17 protein-coding genes and 1 riboswitch are annotated in these 16,649 nt (G+C 41.6%); of the genes, 7 read left to right on the top strand and 10 right to left on the bottom strand.

From position 1 onward, the window contains the following. Window positions 1–72: 72 nt before the first annotated feature. Window positions 73–1,452, bottom strand: coding sequence for a leucyl aminopeptidase family protein (locus P5G49_RS10125; RefSeq protein WP_301243580.1), 1,380 nt, complete (start codon window positions 1,450–1,452; stop codon window positions 73–75). 187 nt (window positions 1,453–1,639) lie between these two features. Here P5G49_RS10125 and P5G49_RS10120 point away from each other — a divergent pair, with 187 nt between their 5' ends. From P5G49_RS10120 to P5G49_RS10100, 5 genes are all read left to right on the top strand, one after another. Then, the gene (locus P5G49_RS10120) at window positions 1,640–1,963 is read left to right on the top strand and encodes a PadR family transcriptional regulator (RefSeq protein WP_301243578.1); all 324 of its coding nucleotides are present in this window, start codon (window positions 1,640–1,642) and stop codon (window positions 1,961–1,963) included. Continuing rightward, window positions 1,956–3,002, top strand: a complete 1,047-nt coding sequence (locus tag P5G49_RS10115) for a DUF4097 family beta strand repeat-containing protein (protein ID WP_301243575.1) — start codon at window positions 1,956–1,958, stop codon at window positions 3,000–3,002. Before P5G49_RS10120 ends, P5G49_RS10115 begins: the two co-directional genes overlap by 8 nt. 135 nt (window positions 3,003–3,137) lie before the next feature. Next, entirely contained in the window at window positions 3,138–3,587 is a 450-nt protein-coding gene (locus P5G49_RS10110; RefSeq protein WP_301243574.1) for a YaiI/YqxD family protein, read from the top strand. Between the two features lie 163 nt (window positions 3,588–3,750). Next, on the top strand, window positions 3,751–4,830 hold the full coding sequence (locus P5G49_RS10105) for a type III polyketide synthase (RefSeq protein ID WP_301243573.1): 1,080 nt from the start codon (window positions 3,751–3,753) through the stop codon (window positions 4,828–4,830). 10 nt (window positions 4,831–4,840) lie between these two features. Then, on the top strand, window positions 4,841–5,374 hold the full coding sequence (locus P5G49_RS10100) for an isoprenylcysteine carboxyl methyltransferase family protein (protein ID WP_301243571.1): 534 nt from the start codon (window positions 4,841–4,843) through the stop codon (window positions 5,372–5,374). 62 nt (window positions 5,375–5,436) lie between these two features. On the opposite strand, the gene nhaC is transcribed toward P5G49_RS10100, so the two are convergent. The 8 genes from nhaC to P5G49_RS10060 form a co-directional block, all read right to left on the bottom strand. Continuing rightward, a complete protein-coding gene (gene nhaC / locus P5G49_RS10095) occupies window positions 5,437–6,816 on the bottom strand; it encodes a Na+/H+ antiporter NhaC (protein WP_301243569.1) in 1,380 nt (459 codons plus the stop codon). Between the two features lie 327 nt (window positions 6,817–7,143). After that, the gene (locus P5G49_RS10090; RefSeq protein WP_301243568.1) at window positions 7,144–7,503 is read right to left on the bottom strand and encodes a fluoride efflux transporter FluC; all 360 of its coding nucleotides are present in this window, start codon (window positions 7,501–7,503) and stop codon (window positions 7,144–7,146) included. Next, window positions 7,500–7,880: a fluoride efflux transporter FluC gene (locus tag P5G49_RS10085; protein WP_301243566.1), complete on the bottom strand. Its 381-nt coding sequence runs from the start codon at window positions 7,878–7,880 to the stop codon at window positions 7,500–7,502. Before P5G49_RS10085 ends, P5G49_RS10090 begins: the two co-directional genes overlap by 4 nt. Beyond that, window positions 7,877–10,027: an ATP-dependent helicase gene (locus P5G49_RS10080; protein ID WP_301243564.1), complete on the bottom strand. Its 2,151-nt coding sequence runs from the start codon at window positions 10,025–10,027 to the stop codon at window positions 7,877–7,879. The genes P5G49_RS10085 and P5G49_RS10080 overlap by 4 nt, the downstream gene beginning before the upstream one ends. A 104-nt stretch (window positions 10,028–10,131) precedes the next feature. Beyond that, window positions 10,132–10,308, bottom strand: a complete 177-nt coding sequence (locus tag P5G49_RS10075; RefSeq protein WP_301243563.1) for a hypothetical protein — start codon at window positions 10,306–10,308, stop codon at window positions 10,132–10,134. Window positions 10,309–10,372: 64 nt separating this feature from the next. Continuing rightward, entirely contained in the window at window positions 10,373–10,900 is a 528-nt protein-coding gene (lepB, locus tag P5G49_RS10070; RefSeq protein WP_301243562.1) for a signal peptidase I, read from the bottom strand. 42 nt (window positions 10,901–10,942) lie between these two features. Continuing rightward, the gene (locus tag P5G49_RS10065; RefSeq protein ID WP_301243561.1) at window positions 10,943–11,527 is read right to left on the bottom strand and encodes a histidine phosphatase family protein; all 585 of its coding nucleotides are present in this window, start codon (window positions 11,525–11,527) and stop codon (window positions 10,943–10,945) included. A 27-nt stretch (window positions 11,528–11,554) separates the two neighbouring features. Next, complete coding sequence (locus tag P5G49_RS10060) at window positions 11,555–12,343, bottom strand: alpha/beta fold hydrolase (RefSeq protein WP_301243560.1); 789 nt, start codon at window positions 12,341–12,343, stop codon at window positions 11,555–11,557. Between the two features lie 81 nt (window positions 12,344–12,424). On the opposite strand from P5G49_RS10060, the gene P5G49_RS10055 reads away from it, so the two are divergent. Further along, a complete protein-coding gene (locus tag P5G49_RS10055; RefSeq protein ID WP_301243559.1) occupies window positions 12,425–12,937 on the top strand; it encodes a gamma carbonic anhydrase in 513 nt (170 codons plus the stop codon). A gap of 338 nt (window positions 12,938–13,275) precedes the next feature. On the opposite strand, the gene metK is transcribed toward P5G49_RS10055, so the two are convergent. Beyond that, window positions 13,276–14,478, bottom strand: coding sequence for a methionine adenosyltransferase (gene metK, locus P5G49_RS10050; protein ID WP_301243748.1), 1,203 nt, complete (start codon window positions 14,476–14,478; stop codon window positions 13,276–13,278). A gap of 178 nt (window positions 14,479–14,656) precedes the next feature. Beyond that, window positions 14,657–14,776, bottom strand: a riboswitch (SAM riboswitch). Window positions 14,777–14,948: 172 nt separating this feature from the next. Here metK and pckA point away from each other — a divergent pair. After that, entirely contained in the window at window positions 14,949–16,535 is a 1,587-nt protein-coding gene (pckA, locus tag P5G49_RS10045; RefSeq protein ID WP_301243558.1) for a phosphoenolpyruvate carboxykinase (ATP), read from the top strand. Window positions 16,536–16,649 lie beyond the last annotated feature (114 nt).

Below are 16,649 nucleotides of genomic sequence, written 5' to 3'. Positions count from 1 at the left end.
AAATTCAACTAAATTTACAATGCAAAAAGAGGATATATGTTCAAATTGAACATATATCCCCTTCGTCCTGTATTATTTCGAAACTTCTACAGTGTAATCAGCCAAAAGTCTTGCACCGTAACCTGTTGCAGATTTAGCATAATAGCCTGATGCGCTTGACTTGCTCATCATACCCGCCATATCGACGTGCAACCATTTGCTGTTTTCCGGCACGAAACGACGTAGGAAAAGACCTGCCGTAATGGAGCCTGCGAAGTTCATTGAACTGATATTGTTCATGTCTGCATAATCGCTTGCGAGTGACTTGTCGTATGCTTCAACCAACGGCATCGGCCATACGTAATCGCCGTTTTGGTCGCCAACTTTTTTCATGACGAAAGACAATTCTTCGTCGCCGAATACGCCACCGATTTCTGAACCTAACGCAGCAACAATCGCTCCAGTCAACGTCGCGATATCAACGATGTATTCTGCATTTAGTTCACCTGCACGGATTAAAGCGTCTGCCAAGATCAGTCGACCTTCAGCGTCTGTGTTACCCACTTGAACTGTTTTGCCGTTTTTATAACGGATCACTTCACCAGGGAATACGGAATTTGCATCCGGAGTATTTTCAACCATTGGAATGAGCGCAATGACATTCACTTTCGCCTTTGAATCAACCAAGAGCTGCATTGCTCCGGCAACCGCCGCTGAACCACCCATATCCATACGCATGCTGCTCAAGTCTTTACCGCTCTTCAGACTGATTCCGCCTGTGTCGAATGTAACGCCTTTTCCGACAAGAGCTACAAGTGGTTTAGACGCATCTCCTTCATAGCGGATTTCAACTAATGAAGGCTTGTATTTACTGCCTCGGCAAACCGTCAGGAGACCGTTCATCTCCATCTCTTCAAGCTGCTCTTTGCCGTGAACGGTTATATTGACGTCTTTCCCTTCAAACTGTTGTTTAAGGACCTCTGGATACGTTTCGGGATTCAACACATCTGATAGTTCATTCATCAAATCACGTGAAAATGAAGTTGCTGCAGCACGGATTTTTCCAAGTTCAACAGAGGAATGCAAATCGCCTTCTACTTCGATTGCAGTCTTTGCCGACTCAGCATCCGATTTGTAAGCCGTGAATTGATAAGAACCTAACTCCCATCCTTCAACAAATGCAACAGCCACATCTTCTTTATTCAAATCAGAATACGCTGCTTCAAGTGCAGCCCCTTGAACAGTTGCTTGTTCAACTTTTTGAGACGTAAGGTCACGAGAAATATTTCCTGCTGTGGATCTAACATTTTCCAATGTTTTCTTTTTGTCGTCACTTTTAATGACAACATATTGCTCGTCATTAATAAGGACTGAACAATGCCCTGCCTTTTGATTGTCTACAAAGTTTTTTACTGCATTGTTTTCTGTTACAAGTACATCATCAGAAAAAATGACTTTTACAACATTCGACAAAACAATTCCCCCTAAATGCTAATATATTTCGACTATAGAAATAGTCTACCATAAATATTTCATTTTGAAAGATTATCTTTTCTCAAAAATCTTACTTACAGTACCTTGCAATGAACAATACCATGTGATATATTACACCTAAGCACAGTAGTATTCATTACACAGTACTGAAAAAGGAGGGTTATTGGTGAATATTCAATTCAAAAAAGGCGTTTTAAATTTATGCGTCCTTGTTCTATTGGATAAACAAGACCGTTATGGGTATGAATTGGTCCAGAAAATTTCAGACCAGATTTCCATTTCCGAAGGTTCCGTTTATCCCCTATTGCGCCGTTTGACGAAAGAAGGCTATTTCACGACCTATTTACAGGAATCATCCGAAGGGCCTCCCCGTAAATATTATACGTTGACGGATACAGGGCGGGAGTACTTACATGAGCAACTGAATGAGTGGCGCAGTTTCACGGAAGGTGTAAATAAATTAATCGAGGAGGGCGTTCAAAATGACTGAGAACCAATTTATTAACGAACTTGAGCAAGCCTTGAAAAGACTACCGATGGAAGAAAGAAACGATATTCTTCAAGATATTCGTGAGTATTTTTCAAACGGGAGAAATGATGGAAAAACGGAAGCTGAAATTGCCGCTTCTCTTGGGTCACCGCAAAAAATTGCGACGGAGCTTTTAGACGCCTATCCATTTGAAGAGCCCCAAGTATCACAAGGTACAAGGCTATCCACTTCACCTTCAAGTGAAGTGATAACAATTCAAGACAATAGCTACACGAAGGTTGATATCGATGTTTTTCATGGCACCCTGTCCGTTTTTCCTTCTGATAACGATGAAACGAAAATTGAACTTGTCAATCCCAACGACAAATTGGAGTTTTTTGCTGATGTTTTCGAAGAAACGTTGCGAGTAAGATTGAAAAAGAAAGGGCTCTGGCTATTCATCTTCAACTTCAATACGAGGGAGGTTGCATTGAACGTGTTCATTCCGAAAAAGCTCTACCAATCCATTTCAATGAAATCCGACAATGGGCGCATTAAAGCTGAGAAGCTGATTGGTAAAACAATCGAGGCATTCACGGATAATGGACGGATAGAGTTAGCTGAATTGGCAGCCACTACACTTAATGCGGAAACCGATAACGGACGAATTGAAATTTCGAAAGTACAAAGTGACCGACTGAAGGCGAAGACGGATAACGGACGAGTGATGATGAGGCATGTCGAAGCTGATTCAATCCATGCCGAGTCGGACAATGGACGGATTGAGCTCGAGCAAGTGGAAGGCGAATTAGTTGCCATCACAGATAATGGTCGCATAAAGCTTGATGCGGAACATCTTGACCGCAATATCACTTTTGAGACGGATAATGGAAGTATTGAAATTAGATCTACCCGCAAACCTACAAATGCAATCATCCATGCAAAAACTGGCCATGGACGGATTGATGTGTATGGAGATCGAAACTCCCGTACTCGTTTCGGCGCGGAAGAATATCAGATTCGATTGAAATCGGATAACGGCAGAATCACAGTGAAGTGAATATTCGGACGCCATTGTCACTCCCTCTTCGAATTAAATTAAAACTTTTGAATATGATATAGTAGACATCAATCCTTTTACAGTATGGCGCTTCAACGAGCTAACATACTTTAAAATAGAAAAGAGGTCGTGACAATGGTAACGATTTTTGTAGATGCAGATGGTTGTCCTGTAGTAACCGAAACGATTTCCATTGCGAAACAATTCAAGATTCCATGTATTCTCATTTGTGACACCGCACATGAAATGCATCGGGACGGAGCCGAGACTGTAATTGTCTCTAAAGGTGCGGATGCAGTCGATTTTGTTTTGGTGAACCGTGTAAATAAAGGGGACATCGTTGTTACACAGGATTACGGTTTAGCCGCAATGGTATTAGCAAAACAAGGACATCCGATTGATCAGAATGGTAGACGCTATACTGAAGAGAATATTGATCAACTTCTTTTCGCTCGCCATACTGCACAAAAAATTCGAGCTTCAGGCGGAAGGCTACGAGGTCCAAAAAAACGTTCTAAAGAAAACAATGAAAATTTCATGAAGAAACTTCGTGATTTATGTAATACTGTAATCCCTCCTAATTGAAGCCCGCTCATTTGCCGGGCTTTCATAATCCTCCCTCCTCATTCATAAACTACATTAATTCCTACACTTATTTTATAGAACGACCCATCTTCCAAATGGACAAGCATATGTTTAACATCTTTCGGTAAAGGTAAGAGAATCATAAATAAACGGAGGTCTATCCATGCCAAAAATTGTTTCCGTCAGTACTGTTCTGCCCCCTCATGAGGTTAAACAGGAGCAAGCTGTCGAACTCACCCGCTCCCTTTTCAGCCGTAAATTCAAAGATATTGAAAGGCTTTTGAAAGTCTTCCAAAATGGCGATATTGAAAAACGAGATGTATGCATGCCCCTTGAGTGGTATGGTAAATCCCATGATTTTGAGGAGCGGAATGATTTATATATTCAACATGCAGTTCATTTAGGTGTTGAGGCCGTAAAAGCCTGCCTACAAAATTCAAGGACTTTATCAAGGACCGTTGATCCATCTGAAATTGATGCAATCTTTTTCATTTCAAGTACAGGCATTGCAACGCCAAGCATTGAGGCGCGCATCATGAACCTTGTTCCTTTTCGTGATGACACAAGACGTATTCCAATTTGGGGACTCGGTTGTGCGGGCGGTGCTGCAGGAATTAGCCGAGCATATGAATATTGCAAAGCATTTCCAAAATCGAATGTATTAGTGCTATCTATTGAGTTTTGTAGTTTAACATTCCAAAAAGACGATTATTCGAAAAGTAATCTTGTCGGAGTGTCCCTCTTTTCGGATGGTGTTGCTTGTGCGCTAATTTCAGGTGAACAATCCGAAATTGCAGTAACCACATCCGTCCCTTCTATTATTGGCACTTCATCGAAATTGATGCCTGATTCAGAGGATGTCATGGGCTGGGACATTAAAAACAATGGTCTATATGTCGTCTTCTCAAAAAGCATTCCGTCAATCATTACAAATTGGCTCGGACCTTTTGTACATGAATTTCTGAGTTCAAATAATTTATCAAAAGACGATATTACTCATTTCATCGCGCATCCCGGTGGGAAGAAGGTGTTGACGGCTTATGAGGCTGCTCTTGAATTCGATTCATCCAAAACGAATATTTCAAGAGACGTTCTACGCAATCATGGAAATATGTCATCACCAACTATTCTATTCGTTCTTAAACGATTCATAGAATCTTCTCCTGAGCCCGGTGAATACGGTTTAATGGCTGCTTTAGGCCCAGGATTTTGTGGTGAATTACTGTTGTTGAAGTGGAATTGAGGTGAGATAGATGGTATTTGGCATTGTCATTTCAATTGTCATCGTTCAACGGCTGTTTGAATTGCTTATCGCAAGGCGGAATGAAAAATGGATGATGAGCCAAGGGGCTTTTGAAGCTGGTGCAACTCACTATCCAATTATGGTCGGTATGCATATCCTCTTTTTCATCTCTTTGCTTGTTGAAGTATTCTTTTTCAATCGTCAACTATCGCCGATTTGGACAATTCTCCTGACGTTCTTTCTAATAGCCCAGGTACTAAGGGTATGGTGCCTTGCCTCATTAGGGAAGTTCTGGAATACAAAAATCATCGTCCTTCCCAATGCAGAGGTGGTGCGGAAAGGACCATATAAATGGATCCGCCATCCCAACTATACAATCGTCGCAACTGAATTGCTTGTACTGCCTTTGATGTTCAATGCATTTTTCACAGCTGTTTTATTCACCCTCCTCAATTGTTGGATGATGACTGTACGAATTCCTGCTGAGGAGAAAGCTTTGAAGGAAGCCACAAACTATACTGAAGAATTTCTGCTGAATAAATGAAAAAACACCAAGGATGCGATCTCCTTGGTGTTTCTTAATTCGGTACATAATTGTCCGTTTTTTTATGAAATACGTGTCAACGTCTTCCCAATATATCCGAAAAGAACCGTCAAGATTGGAGACAACAAACAAAAGAATGCAAATGGCAAATATTCGATTGTTGAAACTCCCAACACCTGCGAGATGAAAATCCCACATACACTCCACGGTACAAGCGGATTCACCACAGTCCCCGCATCTTCCATGACGCGGCTAAGATTTTTATTGGCCAGACCAACTTTCTCGTATGATGATTGAAACGCCTGCCCTGTTAATAAAATCGATAAATACTGCTCACCGATCAGTACATTAATTCCGATAGCTGTTACAGCTGAAGCCATTATGACAGAGGATACTTTCTTTAGTAAAATTTCAATTTGCGACAATAAACTTTGGATGATCCCTAACACAAACAATAATCCTCCCATACTTAACGCAAGTAATACCAATGAAACAGTGAACATCATCTTTTCCATACCGCCGCCTGTCAGCAGTTTATCCACATCTTGGACTCCGGTAGAGGAAACGAATCCTTTAAATAAAATCTCCAATACATCAGAAAAACCATAAGAATGATGCAAAAATGATAGAAGTACCGCTACTGCGGAGCTAATAGCCAATGTCAGAAGCGCTGGCACCTTTTTGATCGTCAAAACGAATAGTGCTATAAGCGGGATTACGGTATACCAATGAATCATTCCTGTTTCCAAAAGCGTTTCTTGAAAAAGAGCAATTCTATCGAACTCCCTAATAGTTACGGTCGGAGATAAAATACCGAAGAAAATCGTTGTCAGGATAAATGCCGGGACAGTAGTCCATCCCATATTGCGAATATGTTCGAATAGGTCGACACCGACGATTGAGGATGCGAGGTTAGTCGTATCGGACAACGGCGACATTTTATCACCGAAGAACGCACCCGAAACGATTGCACCTGCAGCCAATGGCAATGAAAGCTCAAGCACACTTGCCATCCCGATAAAAGCGACACCGACTGTCGCAACAGTCGTTAAAGAACTTCCAATTGAGATGCCAACGATAGAGGTAACGATGAAAACAATCGCAAAAAAGAAAGTGGGAGTTATTAATTGAAATCCTGCGTATATTAACGAAGGAATCGTCCCGCTCATCATCCAGCTGCTTGTAAGCATGCCGATGAAGAAAAAGAGAAAGACAGCACTCATCCCGGCTCCCGCACCTTCGACCAGACCTTTTTCAAGTCTACGGTACGGTATTCGTTTAAGCAGGCCAAATCCGATCAAAAGTAAAATCGATAATAGTATCGGCAAATGAGGAACAGCATCGAATTTTATGATGCAAACACTTACCATCAGAACGATCCCAACAATAAGCGTGACCGATTCCCAAAATGACGGTGTATGAATTGCTTTAATTTTAAACATAATGCATTCCTCCTATATTCTATATTGAACACAAAAAACCCCTTTCATCCCCTAAAAAGGGACGAAGGAGTTCTCCGCGATACCACCCTATTTGACGACAGTACATCTGCCATCCGCTTCATTTCAAAAGGAAAAATCCATTGGTGTATTTCATCCCTGTTGCTGCCTGAATTTCCACCTACCCATTCAGTCTCTATTTGCTGCCCACAACGGAATTACTGCGCCAACTTCCCAAAGTCTATTTGATTTTATTATGGTCTTTGCTTTTATTTATGTTCTGAATCTTACCATGCCTGACGAAAAAGTCAATAGTATTATTCGACATCGTCATAAATTTCCAATAATAAAACCAATGAACGCCATTAAAATCCCAACTCCATAAGTTAGGAAAATATAACTGAAGAATTGCTTTTTCCGTTTTCCAGTCCATAACTGTAGCAGCTCTTTATTCAACGTTGAAAACGTAGTAAGGGCACCAGCGAATCCGGAAACAAGTAATAGCGTCAACAGCCTTGGAACGTCTAATCCAACTACAAAACCGATCAACAAGGACCCAGCTAAATTCACAATTAACGTCCCGTACGGCAGGGTGCTTCCCCCTTTATTAAACTTTCCGGAAACGATATACCGAATGACAGCGCCAATAAAACCGCCCGCTCCAATGATAAGTAGATCTATCATCGTCATTCTTCTCTCCCCGCCTTCCGACCCAAATTCATGCCGATGTTACCAAACAGAATCCCACCAAAAATGCTACTCAATACATACAAAAGTGCCGTCAAAATAGCTCCATTTTGAAAGAGGCTCACTGTTTCCATACTAAAAGCAGAAAAGGTTGTGAAGGAACCTAAAAACCCGGTCGTTAATGCTGTTTGCAGTTCATGATTAACCCACAACCGTTGGATGAAACCGGCACTTAGAAAGCATAAAAAAAACGTACCGACCATATTCACTGCGAATGTCGCAGCGGGGAAATCCCCGAAACCGAATTCGACCTCACCTATGCTTACACGTAAAATAGCACCGATAGCTCCGGAAAAGCCAACTAACAGAGCTACTCTCATGACTCTACCTTTTTCAATAATCGTCTGGACAACACCGTCTCAAGTGAGAGGCGCTTCTCATTCTCCCCAAATTGAAGACGAATCTCCGCTTCGCCAATCTCTACTACAATTCCTCTTCCAAACACACGGTGAATGACATGCATATCTTTATACAACTCATTCGAATCATGAATGCCATCGGGATCAAGCGGAATGGATGGCTGCACCTTTTTCAGTTTTCCCATTTTCCGCTCCTCCGGTTTCATTAAAAGTCCACGCACTTCATTCACAAACCTTGAATCCTCTTTCGTCTTGCCATTCTGTTTTTGAAAGGATAGCAGTTCTAAACGGTCCTTTGCACGTGTCATTCCAACATAGAATAATCGTCTTGCTTCCTCCATTAATAATGGATCAGTTTCATCTTCTTCCGATGGAATGATTCCTTTCACTAAGTCGATCATGAAGACACGCCTGAATTCCAATCCTTTCGCACTATGGAATGTCGACAATGTCAATGCATTATTTGGAGGATTGAATTTCGCCTGCTGAACCGCGGCTTCTAATTCCTTTAAGCGGTTTGCAAATTCGACCATCGTCCGCAATTGAGAAGCAATTCCCTCAAGTGTATCTAATATGCCCAACAGATTATCGATTCGATAGCCGAATTTCTGCGCACGACTTCTGAGCGCCTCCTCATATTCTAACTCGTAACGGATCATCCGAATCACTTGTGCAGGGCGCATCGATGGAATTTTATCGTAAACTCCCTTATAGGCAGCCAATTTTTCAATTTGACTGCCCTTAAGTTGTACGGATTGCCTTAGCGCGTCAAAGACATTCCCGGAAGATGCTTTCCTTTCAAACTCCGACAACATCTTTCGTGAAATGAACAAGTTCATTTTCATAGCAACCTTTGCAAAAATGTCCTTCCTTTCAACATTGAAACTCAGTCTCATGAAATTCAGGATATCTTCCACAATCCAATGAGAAAAGAACTTGTCATCGGCATCTTTCATATAAAAAGGAATTCCTCGCCTATGAAGTTCGTTGACATACATTGTTGAAGAGGAATTATTTCTGAATAAAATAGCGACCTCATTCAAGTTTTTCTCATCTAATAATTCATACGTAACATATTCCAAGAGCTGTTTTGGATCTTCGAATTGTTTAATGAATAGAGGTCCGTTCTCTTTATTCTCAGTGTGCATCTCTTTTTTATACCGATGCTTATTCCGTTTAATGAATTTCGCAGCTGTATCGACGATTTCTTTTGAGGAACGGTAATTCTGTTCCATCATAAGCAATTCGGCGTCTGGATACACTTTCCTGAAATCCAACAAATATGTCGGATCCGCACCACGCCATGTGTAGATCGACTGATCATCATCCGCCACAACGCAGAGATTTCCGTGATGCGCGACGAGATGCTCAACAATTCGGTGCTGCACAAGCGATGTATCCTGGCTTTCATCCGTCAAAATATAATCGAATTGACTTCGATAGCGCTCCGTTAGCCGTTCATCTACACGCAATGCTTGTTCAGCTATTGTTAGCATATCGTCAAAATCAAGCAACAGATGTCCAATCGTTCTGGTTTTATATTGTTCATATTTCAGCGCAATGCTTCCCGCCTTTTCGAATGGCCCCGGCACTTTTTCCCACTTATTAAAGGGAATCATTCTATTTTTAAGAAAGCTGATAAATGTTGAAAGTGAACTCAACTCTTCTTCAGTGCCTTCTTCACGAATCACTTCTTTATATAATGCTTTCAGTAGCATCGATTTATTGGGCGATTGCTTCCCTTTTCCGCCACCTTCAATCAATTCAAACTCGGTTCCTGTTTTATTCAAATAGGTTCTTGTAATACTAAATGCCAAACTATGTATGGTTGAAAAATCGACTAATTCAAGGTGCGGAAAGAAACGTTTAAATCTTTCGGTCATGTCATTCGCTGCCGCACGGCTAAAAGTGATCGCTTTTATGCGCTTCGGATTGACATTCTTCTCCTCAATCAAATAACCGATTCGCATAATCATCGTCGTTGTTTTTCCGGATCCAGGACATGCTAATAAAAGTAAAGGCCCTTCCGTTTTTAAGACAGCAGATTTCTGAATCTCATTCAATTTAATATGTAGTTCTTTCATTTTTCTATTAAAAAAATCGGACATAAAAAGGTTCTCCTTCTCTTTTGCATTGTACTAAATTTACCATATGTTCGCGTATTTGTTCTTGTAAAAAGAAACAACCTCTGCATTTTCGCAGAGGTTGTTGACTAAAATCCGCCCGATTCCAGTCGATCGTTTTGGATATCCACTTTTTCATTTTTACTTCCCTTATAGGCAGTGGAAGCAACTTCGTTCGTGTGTCGCTGTTCATCGGTGTACTCTGTCCCAGCTAATTCGGCCCTTGCGTCTTTGTTTTTCCCGTTGCTCTTATCCTTTTTAAACATTGTATTCACTCCTCTTTGAGTAGTCTTTATAAGATACCCCAAAGAATGTGAGTTAATCATGCAATTATTTCGGAAATCCAATTGAATTCAATGGATAAAATCTAAAACCAACTTTGCCTACAACGGATTCTTGATCGATACAGCCGAGCAGCCGACTATCCGTACTGTTACGACGATTGTCACCCAAGACGAAAAGTTGCCCCTCAGGTACAGTCACCTCAAAATCCTCCGTTAAATTTTCATCATTGAAAATCTGTTCCTTATTCTCCTTCAGATAATCCTCTTTATATTCTTTCCCGTTAATAAAGAGCCTGTCATCCTTCATAACAACAGTATCACCTGGCAAACCGATTACTCGTTTAATATAATCCTCTTCTACACCGGGTGCATGGAAAACAATCAAGTCAAAATGATCAAGTTTATGGATTTTCGAAATGACAACACGATTATCCGTTTCAAATGTCGGTTCCATCGATTGTCCTGAAACAATTACTGGTGAAAATAAAAAATGACGAACTACGAAGACAATGATACAAGCAACTGCTATAGATTTAATCCAAGACATTATTTCATTTGTGGTTTCTTTATTCATTTTACAGCCCCCATTCAAGCAATTGGTTGTTGTTTAAGTATATTATAGACTATGCGATAAATGCGCGGTGCAATTAAATAGCTGACAGATGTTTTTATCATCGGCTAACTCAATAATAGTCAGCGAAGTATTATCCAGGCTTTTCTCATAAACGGTATCTACAATCAGTTCATTTAACATTCGTTTAATAAAACTGCCATGGCTGACGACCAAAACCCTTTTGCCCTCATGCTTGTTTCTAATTTTATTAATAGACGCCAATCCACGCGTTATGATGTCTTCCTGACGCTCAAACCCCATATCTAGTTCCCGCCAGTCCTTCCCCCACTTCTTGATTCGTTCTGCCTCGGTCGTACCCTCGACCATTCCGCCACCTATCTCTTGTAAGCGTGGATCCTCCACAAGTTCAACACCCGGCATTTTTTCTGCAATGATTTCGGCGGTTTTACTTGCGCGTTTCAAATGGCTTGTATAAATGACATCCCAATTTTCATTAGCCAATCGATCTGCTACCCGGTTGGCCATTTCAATTCCTTCTTCATCTAAAGGTACGTCCGTGTGACCTTGTGCTCTTCCTTCTTTATTCCACGCTGTTACACCATGTCTTACAAAACCGATAATCGTCAAAATGACCCACCCCTATTATTTTTTGACTTAAACGATATATCCTAATGAGCGAAGTACGTTGTTCATGAATGATTCGATAAACAAATAGACTTCCTCTCTCTCAGGCTCTTGATAAAGATCATGATAAAGTCTCTTCCACTCTTTATATTGGAAGTCGGAAAGCTGCTGATTCACTAACCATTTTTTAGCGACTGCAATATCTGTAATTTTATCCTGTTCACCAGTGTGAACAAGAATCGGTACGTCGGCTATACTTTCTTCTCGGGTAATGATCGACTTCATCATCGCCTGTAACTCCCTGTACCAAGACGCGACAACTTTGGAACTATAATACCGATCGTTCTGGAATTCTATGTACATATCATAATTCCGGGTTAATAATTCTATCGTTATGTCGTGGTTCACTTTCATCGAGCTTGAAAGTTTTGAAAGCACCCCTGAAAATTTGGAGGGCTGATGCTTGATGGATAGCCAAGGTGAACTGAAGATAAATCCTGCACATTCTAACTTTTCACGTTGCAGAATATGCATGAGAAGTGTCGCTCCAAGGCCATGCCCAAGCACAAATACAGGCAGGCTATCCTGTAAGCCTATTTCCACCATCTTTTTCACATGACTAACGTATAAATCGAATGACTCGTCATGAATTCTTCTGCCATTTTCAGATCCATGTCCTGGCAAATCACTCGTGACAACATGAAATCCGCCAGTCCTTAGCTTCTGAATAAGCCAGGCATAGCGCAGATGATGTTCGTAAGCATTATGGACAATGACGACAACCGCTTTAGGTTGCCCCTCTGCCTCCCATTTCCACATGATTCCACCTCCTCTTTTTTGTTAATGAAAGTTTCATGATATGATAAATTATACACGATTTAAAGAAAAGAGGAGACATTCATGATTTATCCATACAATGGAAAAACACCAAAGATTGATCCATCTGTCTATATCGCGGATTATGCGACAATTACGGGAGATGTGACGATAGGTGCCAACAGTTCCATCTGGTTCAACACAGTCATCCGGGGAGATGTCGCTCCAACAATTATCGGTGAACGCGTCAGCATACAGGATTTAAGTTGCCTTCACCAAAGTCCAGGTAAGACTCTGTTAATCGAGGATGATGTGACTGTAGGCCACAAGGCACTATTACATAGCTGTGTTGTTCGTAAAGGTGCGCTTGTTGGTATGGGCGCAATTATTTTGGATGGCGCAGAAATCGGCGAAGGTGCGTTCATCGGTGCAGGAAGCCTTGTACCACCTAACAAGAAAATCCCGCCGGGCTGTCTTGCACTCGGCTCTCCTGCGAAAGTCGTTCGTGAATTGAATGACGATGATCGCGCTGAAATGAAGCGGGTTGTTGAAAGTTATGTTGAAAAGGGACGGATTTATAAAGGGAAGACAAACTAAAGAAGCTTAACAGGTGTTGCGATATTGCGCAACACCTTTATTTTTTGATTGCCATGAAAACAATAATTCCTGCCACAATGATCACTGCAAATAAACCAAGGAACGCCAACAATAGTAGACTTGTAAATGCCATTTCGGATTGCCATCCTTTAGGGAGTATTGTTAGTATAAACGTTTCAGGTTGGAGATTGGTTCCCTTGGAGAGTTCTTATTGAAACGGGGAATGAACTCTTAGGGAGGGAGAATGGACTTTGGGAATAGCGTAATGCTGGGATACCTTCGCAAATCAAAAAACAGGAAGCTTGGATTTCTCCTTGCTTCCTGTACTCATTCAATATTTAATTAGAATCCGCTTTTTCTTGGAGTTCCGCTGCTTTATCCGTCAGCTCCCAAGGGAGTTCTACGTCTGTGCGACCGAAATGGCCATATGCCGCAGTCTGTTTGTAAATTGGACGGCGAAGGTCGAGCATTTTAATGATGCCTGCAGGGCGTAGATCGAATAGTTCACGCACGATTTCCACAAGCTTGCTCTCTTTTACTTTACCCGTTCCGAAAGTATCGATTGAAATAGATACTGGCCTTGCTACACCTATTGCATATGCCAACTGCACTTCACAACGATCCGCAAGTCCAGCCGCAACGATGTTCTTCGCTACATAGCGAGCGGCATATGAAGCAGATCGGTCCACTTTTGTTGCGTCCTTCCCTGAGAATGCACCGCCGCCATGGCGCGCATAACCGCCGTATGTGTCAACGATGATTTTACGTCCCGTCAATCCAGCATCCCCTTGTGGTCCGCCGATAACGAAACGGCCTGAAGGGTTGATGAAGTATTTTGTTTCTTCATCTAATAACTCTACTGGTACTACAGGTTGGATGACTTGTTCTTTTAAATCTCTTTGAATTTCTTCAAGAGTAACATCAGGAGAATGTTGAGTCGAAATGACAATCGTGTCGATACGGACAGGATTGTTATTCTCATCATATTCTACTGTTACTTGAGTTTTACCGTCCGGTCGCAAATATGGAAGGATATCCTCTTTTCGAACTTCCGATAGTCGGCGGGCAAGTTTATGAGATAAACTAATTGGCATTGGCATCAGTTCAGGCGTTTCATTACATGCAAAACCGAACATCAACCCTTGGTCACCCGCCCCGATTGCGTCAAGCTCCGCGTCTGTCATTGTACCTTCACGAGCTTCAAGTGCCTGATCGACGCTTGCTGCGATGTCTGGAGATTGTTCGTCAATCGAAGTCAGAACAGATGAAGTTTCCCAGTCGAATCCGAATTTCGCACGTGTATACCCGATTTCTTTCACTGTATCCCGTACTACCTTCGGAATATCGACATACGTAGTTGTTGTAATTTCACCAATAACAAGGACTAATCCTGTTGTGATTGTCGTTTCGCATGCCACGCGTGCATTAGGGTCTTCTTCTAAAATTGCATCCAAAATTGCATCAGAAATCTGATCGCACATTTTGTCCGGATGTCCTTCCGTTACCGATTCTGATGTAAACAGTCGGCGATTCGTCATTATTGTTTCCTCCTTAACGGCTTGCAAATATTGATACGGTACTCTAATTGTCCCAGTAAGTTCAGCGCCTAGAGAGTCGACGTCAACATACACAAGGATTAAGGGCCTGACAATATAAAAAGCCCTTCGCTCACGTAAATACACATGAGGAAAGGCATAATTTCAAAAGCAGCACCTTTCACTCTTATCGTCCAAGGAATTCAACCTTGCTCCAGGTTTGGCACCTTCTCGCGGCCAATAAAGGTCCACGCAGGTTGCCGGGCTTCATAGGGCCTGTCCCTCCGCCAGCTCGGGATAAGAGTATCCGTTCATCTAACAATAGTAAGGAAAAGTTGTGGGTTTGTCAAATCTTTTTGATATAACCGCTTGAGTTTTGAATTAGTATAGATTATTATTCTAAATGTGTTATACTATTTACGAAATGTGATGAAACCCATGAATTGGGATTACATGCAAAGGACGGTACGAACAATATGATCTCAGCGAAAATTGAAAACGGACTACATGAGTTACTTTCAGGCAACAACGTAAACATCCAGCCTTCAGTGGCAGAGTTAGTTGAGAAAGCGACAGCCCGTGGAGAAGCAAAACTTTCTGCAGATGGTGCTATTACTGCTCAGACTGGAAAGTATACTGGCCGTTCTCCTGGAGATAAGTACACAGTCGAAGAAGAATCTTCAAAAGATAAGATTGATTGGGGTAAAGTAAACCAACCGATTTCCAGTGAAGTATTTGATTCATTATATACAAAAGTAATTAACCACTTAAAAAAGAAAGACGAATTATTCGTTTTCAAAGGTTTTGCAGGAGCAGATAAACAATCACAGCTTTCCATCCAAGTCGTTAACGAATATGCTTGGCAAAACCTATTTGTTCACAATCTCTTCATCCGACCTACTGAAGAGGAGTTGAAAACGCATGAAGCACAGTTTACAATCCTTTCTGCTCCATCTTTCAAAGCAGATCCAGCAGTAGATGGTACGAAATCCGAGACTTTCATCATTGTATCACTTGAGAAGCGTATTGTCTTAATCGGAGGTACTGAATACGCGGGGGAAATGAAAAAATCCATTTTCTCTGTAATGAACTACCTACTTCCTGAGCGTGGGATTCTTCCTATGCATTGTTCTGCAAACGTTGGAGAAGAAGGTGATGTCGCCCTATTCTTCGGCCTTTCAGGGACAGGGAAAACGACTCTATCCGCTGACGCTAACCGCAAGTTGATCGGTGACGATGAGCATGGCTGGTCTGATACCGGTGTTTTCAACATCGAAGGTGGATGCTATGCAAAATGCATCAATTTGTCCCAAGAAAAAGAACCTGAAATCTTCGGAGCAATCCAATTCGGTTCAGTTCTTGAAAACGTTGTGCTTGACCCAGAAACACGTATCCCAGACTATGATGACAATTCATTGACTGAAAATACACGGGCAGCATATCCAATCCAAAATATCGAAAATATCGTAACACCGTCCGTAGCAGGACACCCGAAAGCAATCGTATTCCTAACAGCGGATGCGTTTGGCGTGTTACCTCCAATCTCTAAATTGACGAAGGAACAAGCGATGTATCACTTCCTAAGCGGTTTCACTTCGAAGCTTGCAGGAACTGAGCGCGGCATCACTGCTCCAGAAGCTACTTTCTCAACATGCTTCGGTTCTCCATTCTTGCCACTTCCAGCGACTGTGTATGCTGAAATGCTTGGTAAGAAAATCGATGAGCATGACGCACAAGTCTTCCTTGTCAACACTGGTTGGACTGGCGGCGTTTACGGAGTTGGTAAACGTATGGAGTTGAAACATACACGTACAATGGTCCGTGCTGCAATTGCAGGCGATTTAAACGATGTTGAGTTTGAAGAAAATGCTATTTTCGGACTTGCAATGCCGAAAGCAATCGAAGGTGTTCCAAGTGAAGTATTGAACCCTCGCAATGCTTGGAGCAACCCTGAAGAATATGATGAAAAAGCAAAAGAACTATCAGACCTTTTCCGTGAAAACTTCAAGAAATTCGGTCATGTTTCTGAAGAAATCACACGTAAAGGCGGACCAATCGCTTAATTAATGATTTATATTAGTATCCTACATGCCAAGAAAAACTATTCGTTTTTCTTGGCATGTTTTTTATATTTCAAAATAGGATTGAATTGTCCAATACTAATTCAAAGTGAATAG

It is taken from the genome of Sporosarcina highlanderae, assembly GCF_030433715.1.
GTDB lineage: Bacteria > Bacillota > Bacilli > Bacillales_A > Planococcaceae > Sporosarcina > Sporosarcina highlanderae.
The sequence above is the reverse complement of the archived record's forward strand: the minus strand, read 5'-3'. Positions and strand labels throughout refer to the sequence as shown.

Excerpts from the sequence above, each read along its gene's own strand:
- P5G49_RS10100 (WP_301243571.1), top strand. The coding sequence starts at position 4,841 with ATGGTATTTGGCATTGTCATTTCAATTGTCATCGTTCAACGGCTGTTT.
- nhaC (WP_301243569.1), bottom strand. The coding sequence starts at position 6,816 with ATGTTTAAAATTAAAGCAATTCATACACCGTCATTTTGGGAATCGGTC.
- P5G49_RS10085 (WP_301243566.1), bottom strand. The coding sequence starts at position 7,880 with ATGAGAGTAGCTCTGTTAGTTGGCTTTTCCGGAGCTATCGGTGCTATT.
- P5G49_RS10090 (WP_301243568.1), bottom strand. The coding sequence starts at position 7,503 with ATGACGATGATAGATCTACTTATCATTGGAGCGGGCGGTTTTATTGGC.
- P5G49_RS10060 (WP_301243560.1), bottom strand. The coding sequence starts at position 12,343 with ATGTGGAAATGGGAGGCAGAGGGGCAACCTAAAGCGGTTGTCGTCATT.
- P5G49_RS10055 (WP_301243559.1), top strand. The coding sequence starts at position 12,425 with ATGATTTATCCATACAATGGAAAAACACCAAAGATTGATCCATCTGTC.
- pckA (WP_301243558.1), top strand. The coding sequence starts at position 14,949 with ATGATCTCAGCGAAAATTGAAAACGGACTACATGAGTTACTTTCAGGC.
- P5G49_RS10075 (WP_301243563.1), bottom strand. The coding sequence starts at position 10,308 with ATGTTTAAAAAGGATAAGAGCAACGGGAAAAACAAAGACGCAAGGGCC.
- P5G49_RS10110 (WP_301243574.1), top strand. The coding sequence starts at position 3,138 with ATGGTAACGATTTTTGTAGATGCAGATGGTTGTCCTGTAGTAACCGAA.
- P5G49_RS10105 (WP_301243573.1), top strand. The coding sequence starts at position 3,751 with ATGCCAAAAATTGTTTCCGTCAGTACTGTTCTGCCCCCTCATGAGGTT.
- P5G49_RS10115 (WP_301243575.1), top strand. The coding sequence starts at position 1,956 with ATGACTGAGAACCAATTTATTAACGAACTTGAGCAAGCCTTGAAAAGA.
- lepB (WP_301243562.1), bottom strand. The coding sequence starts at position 10,900 with ATGAATAAAGAAACCACAAATGAAATAATGTCTTGGATTAAATCTATA.
- P5G49_RS10080 (WP_301243564.1), bottom strand. The coding sequence starts at position 10,027 with ATGTCCGATTTTTTTAATAGAAAAATGAAAGAACTACATATTAAATTG.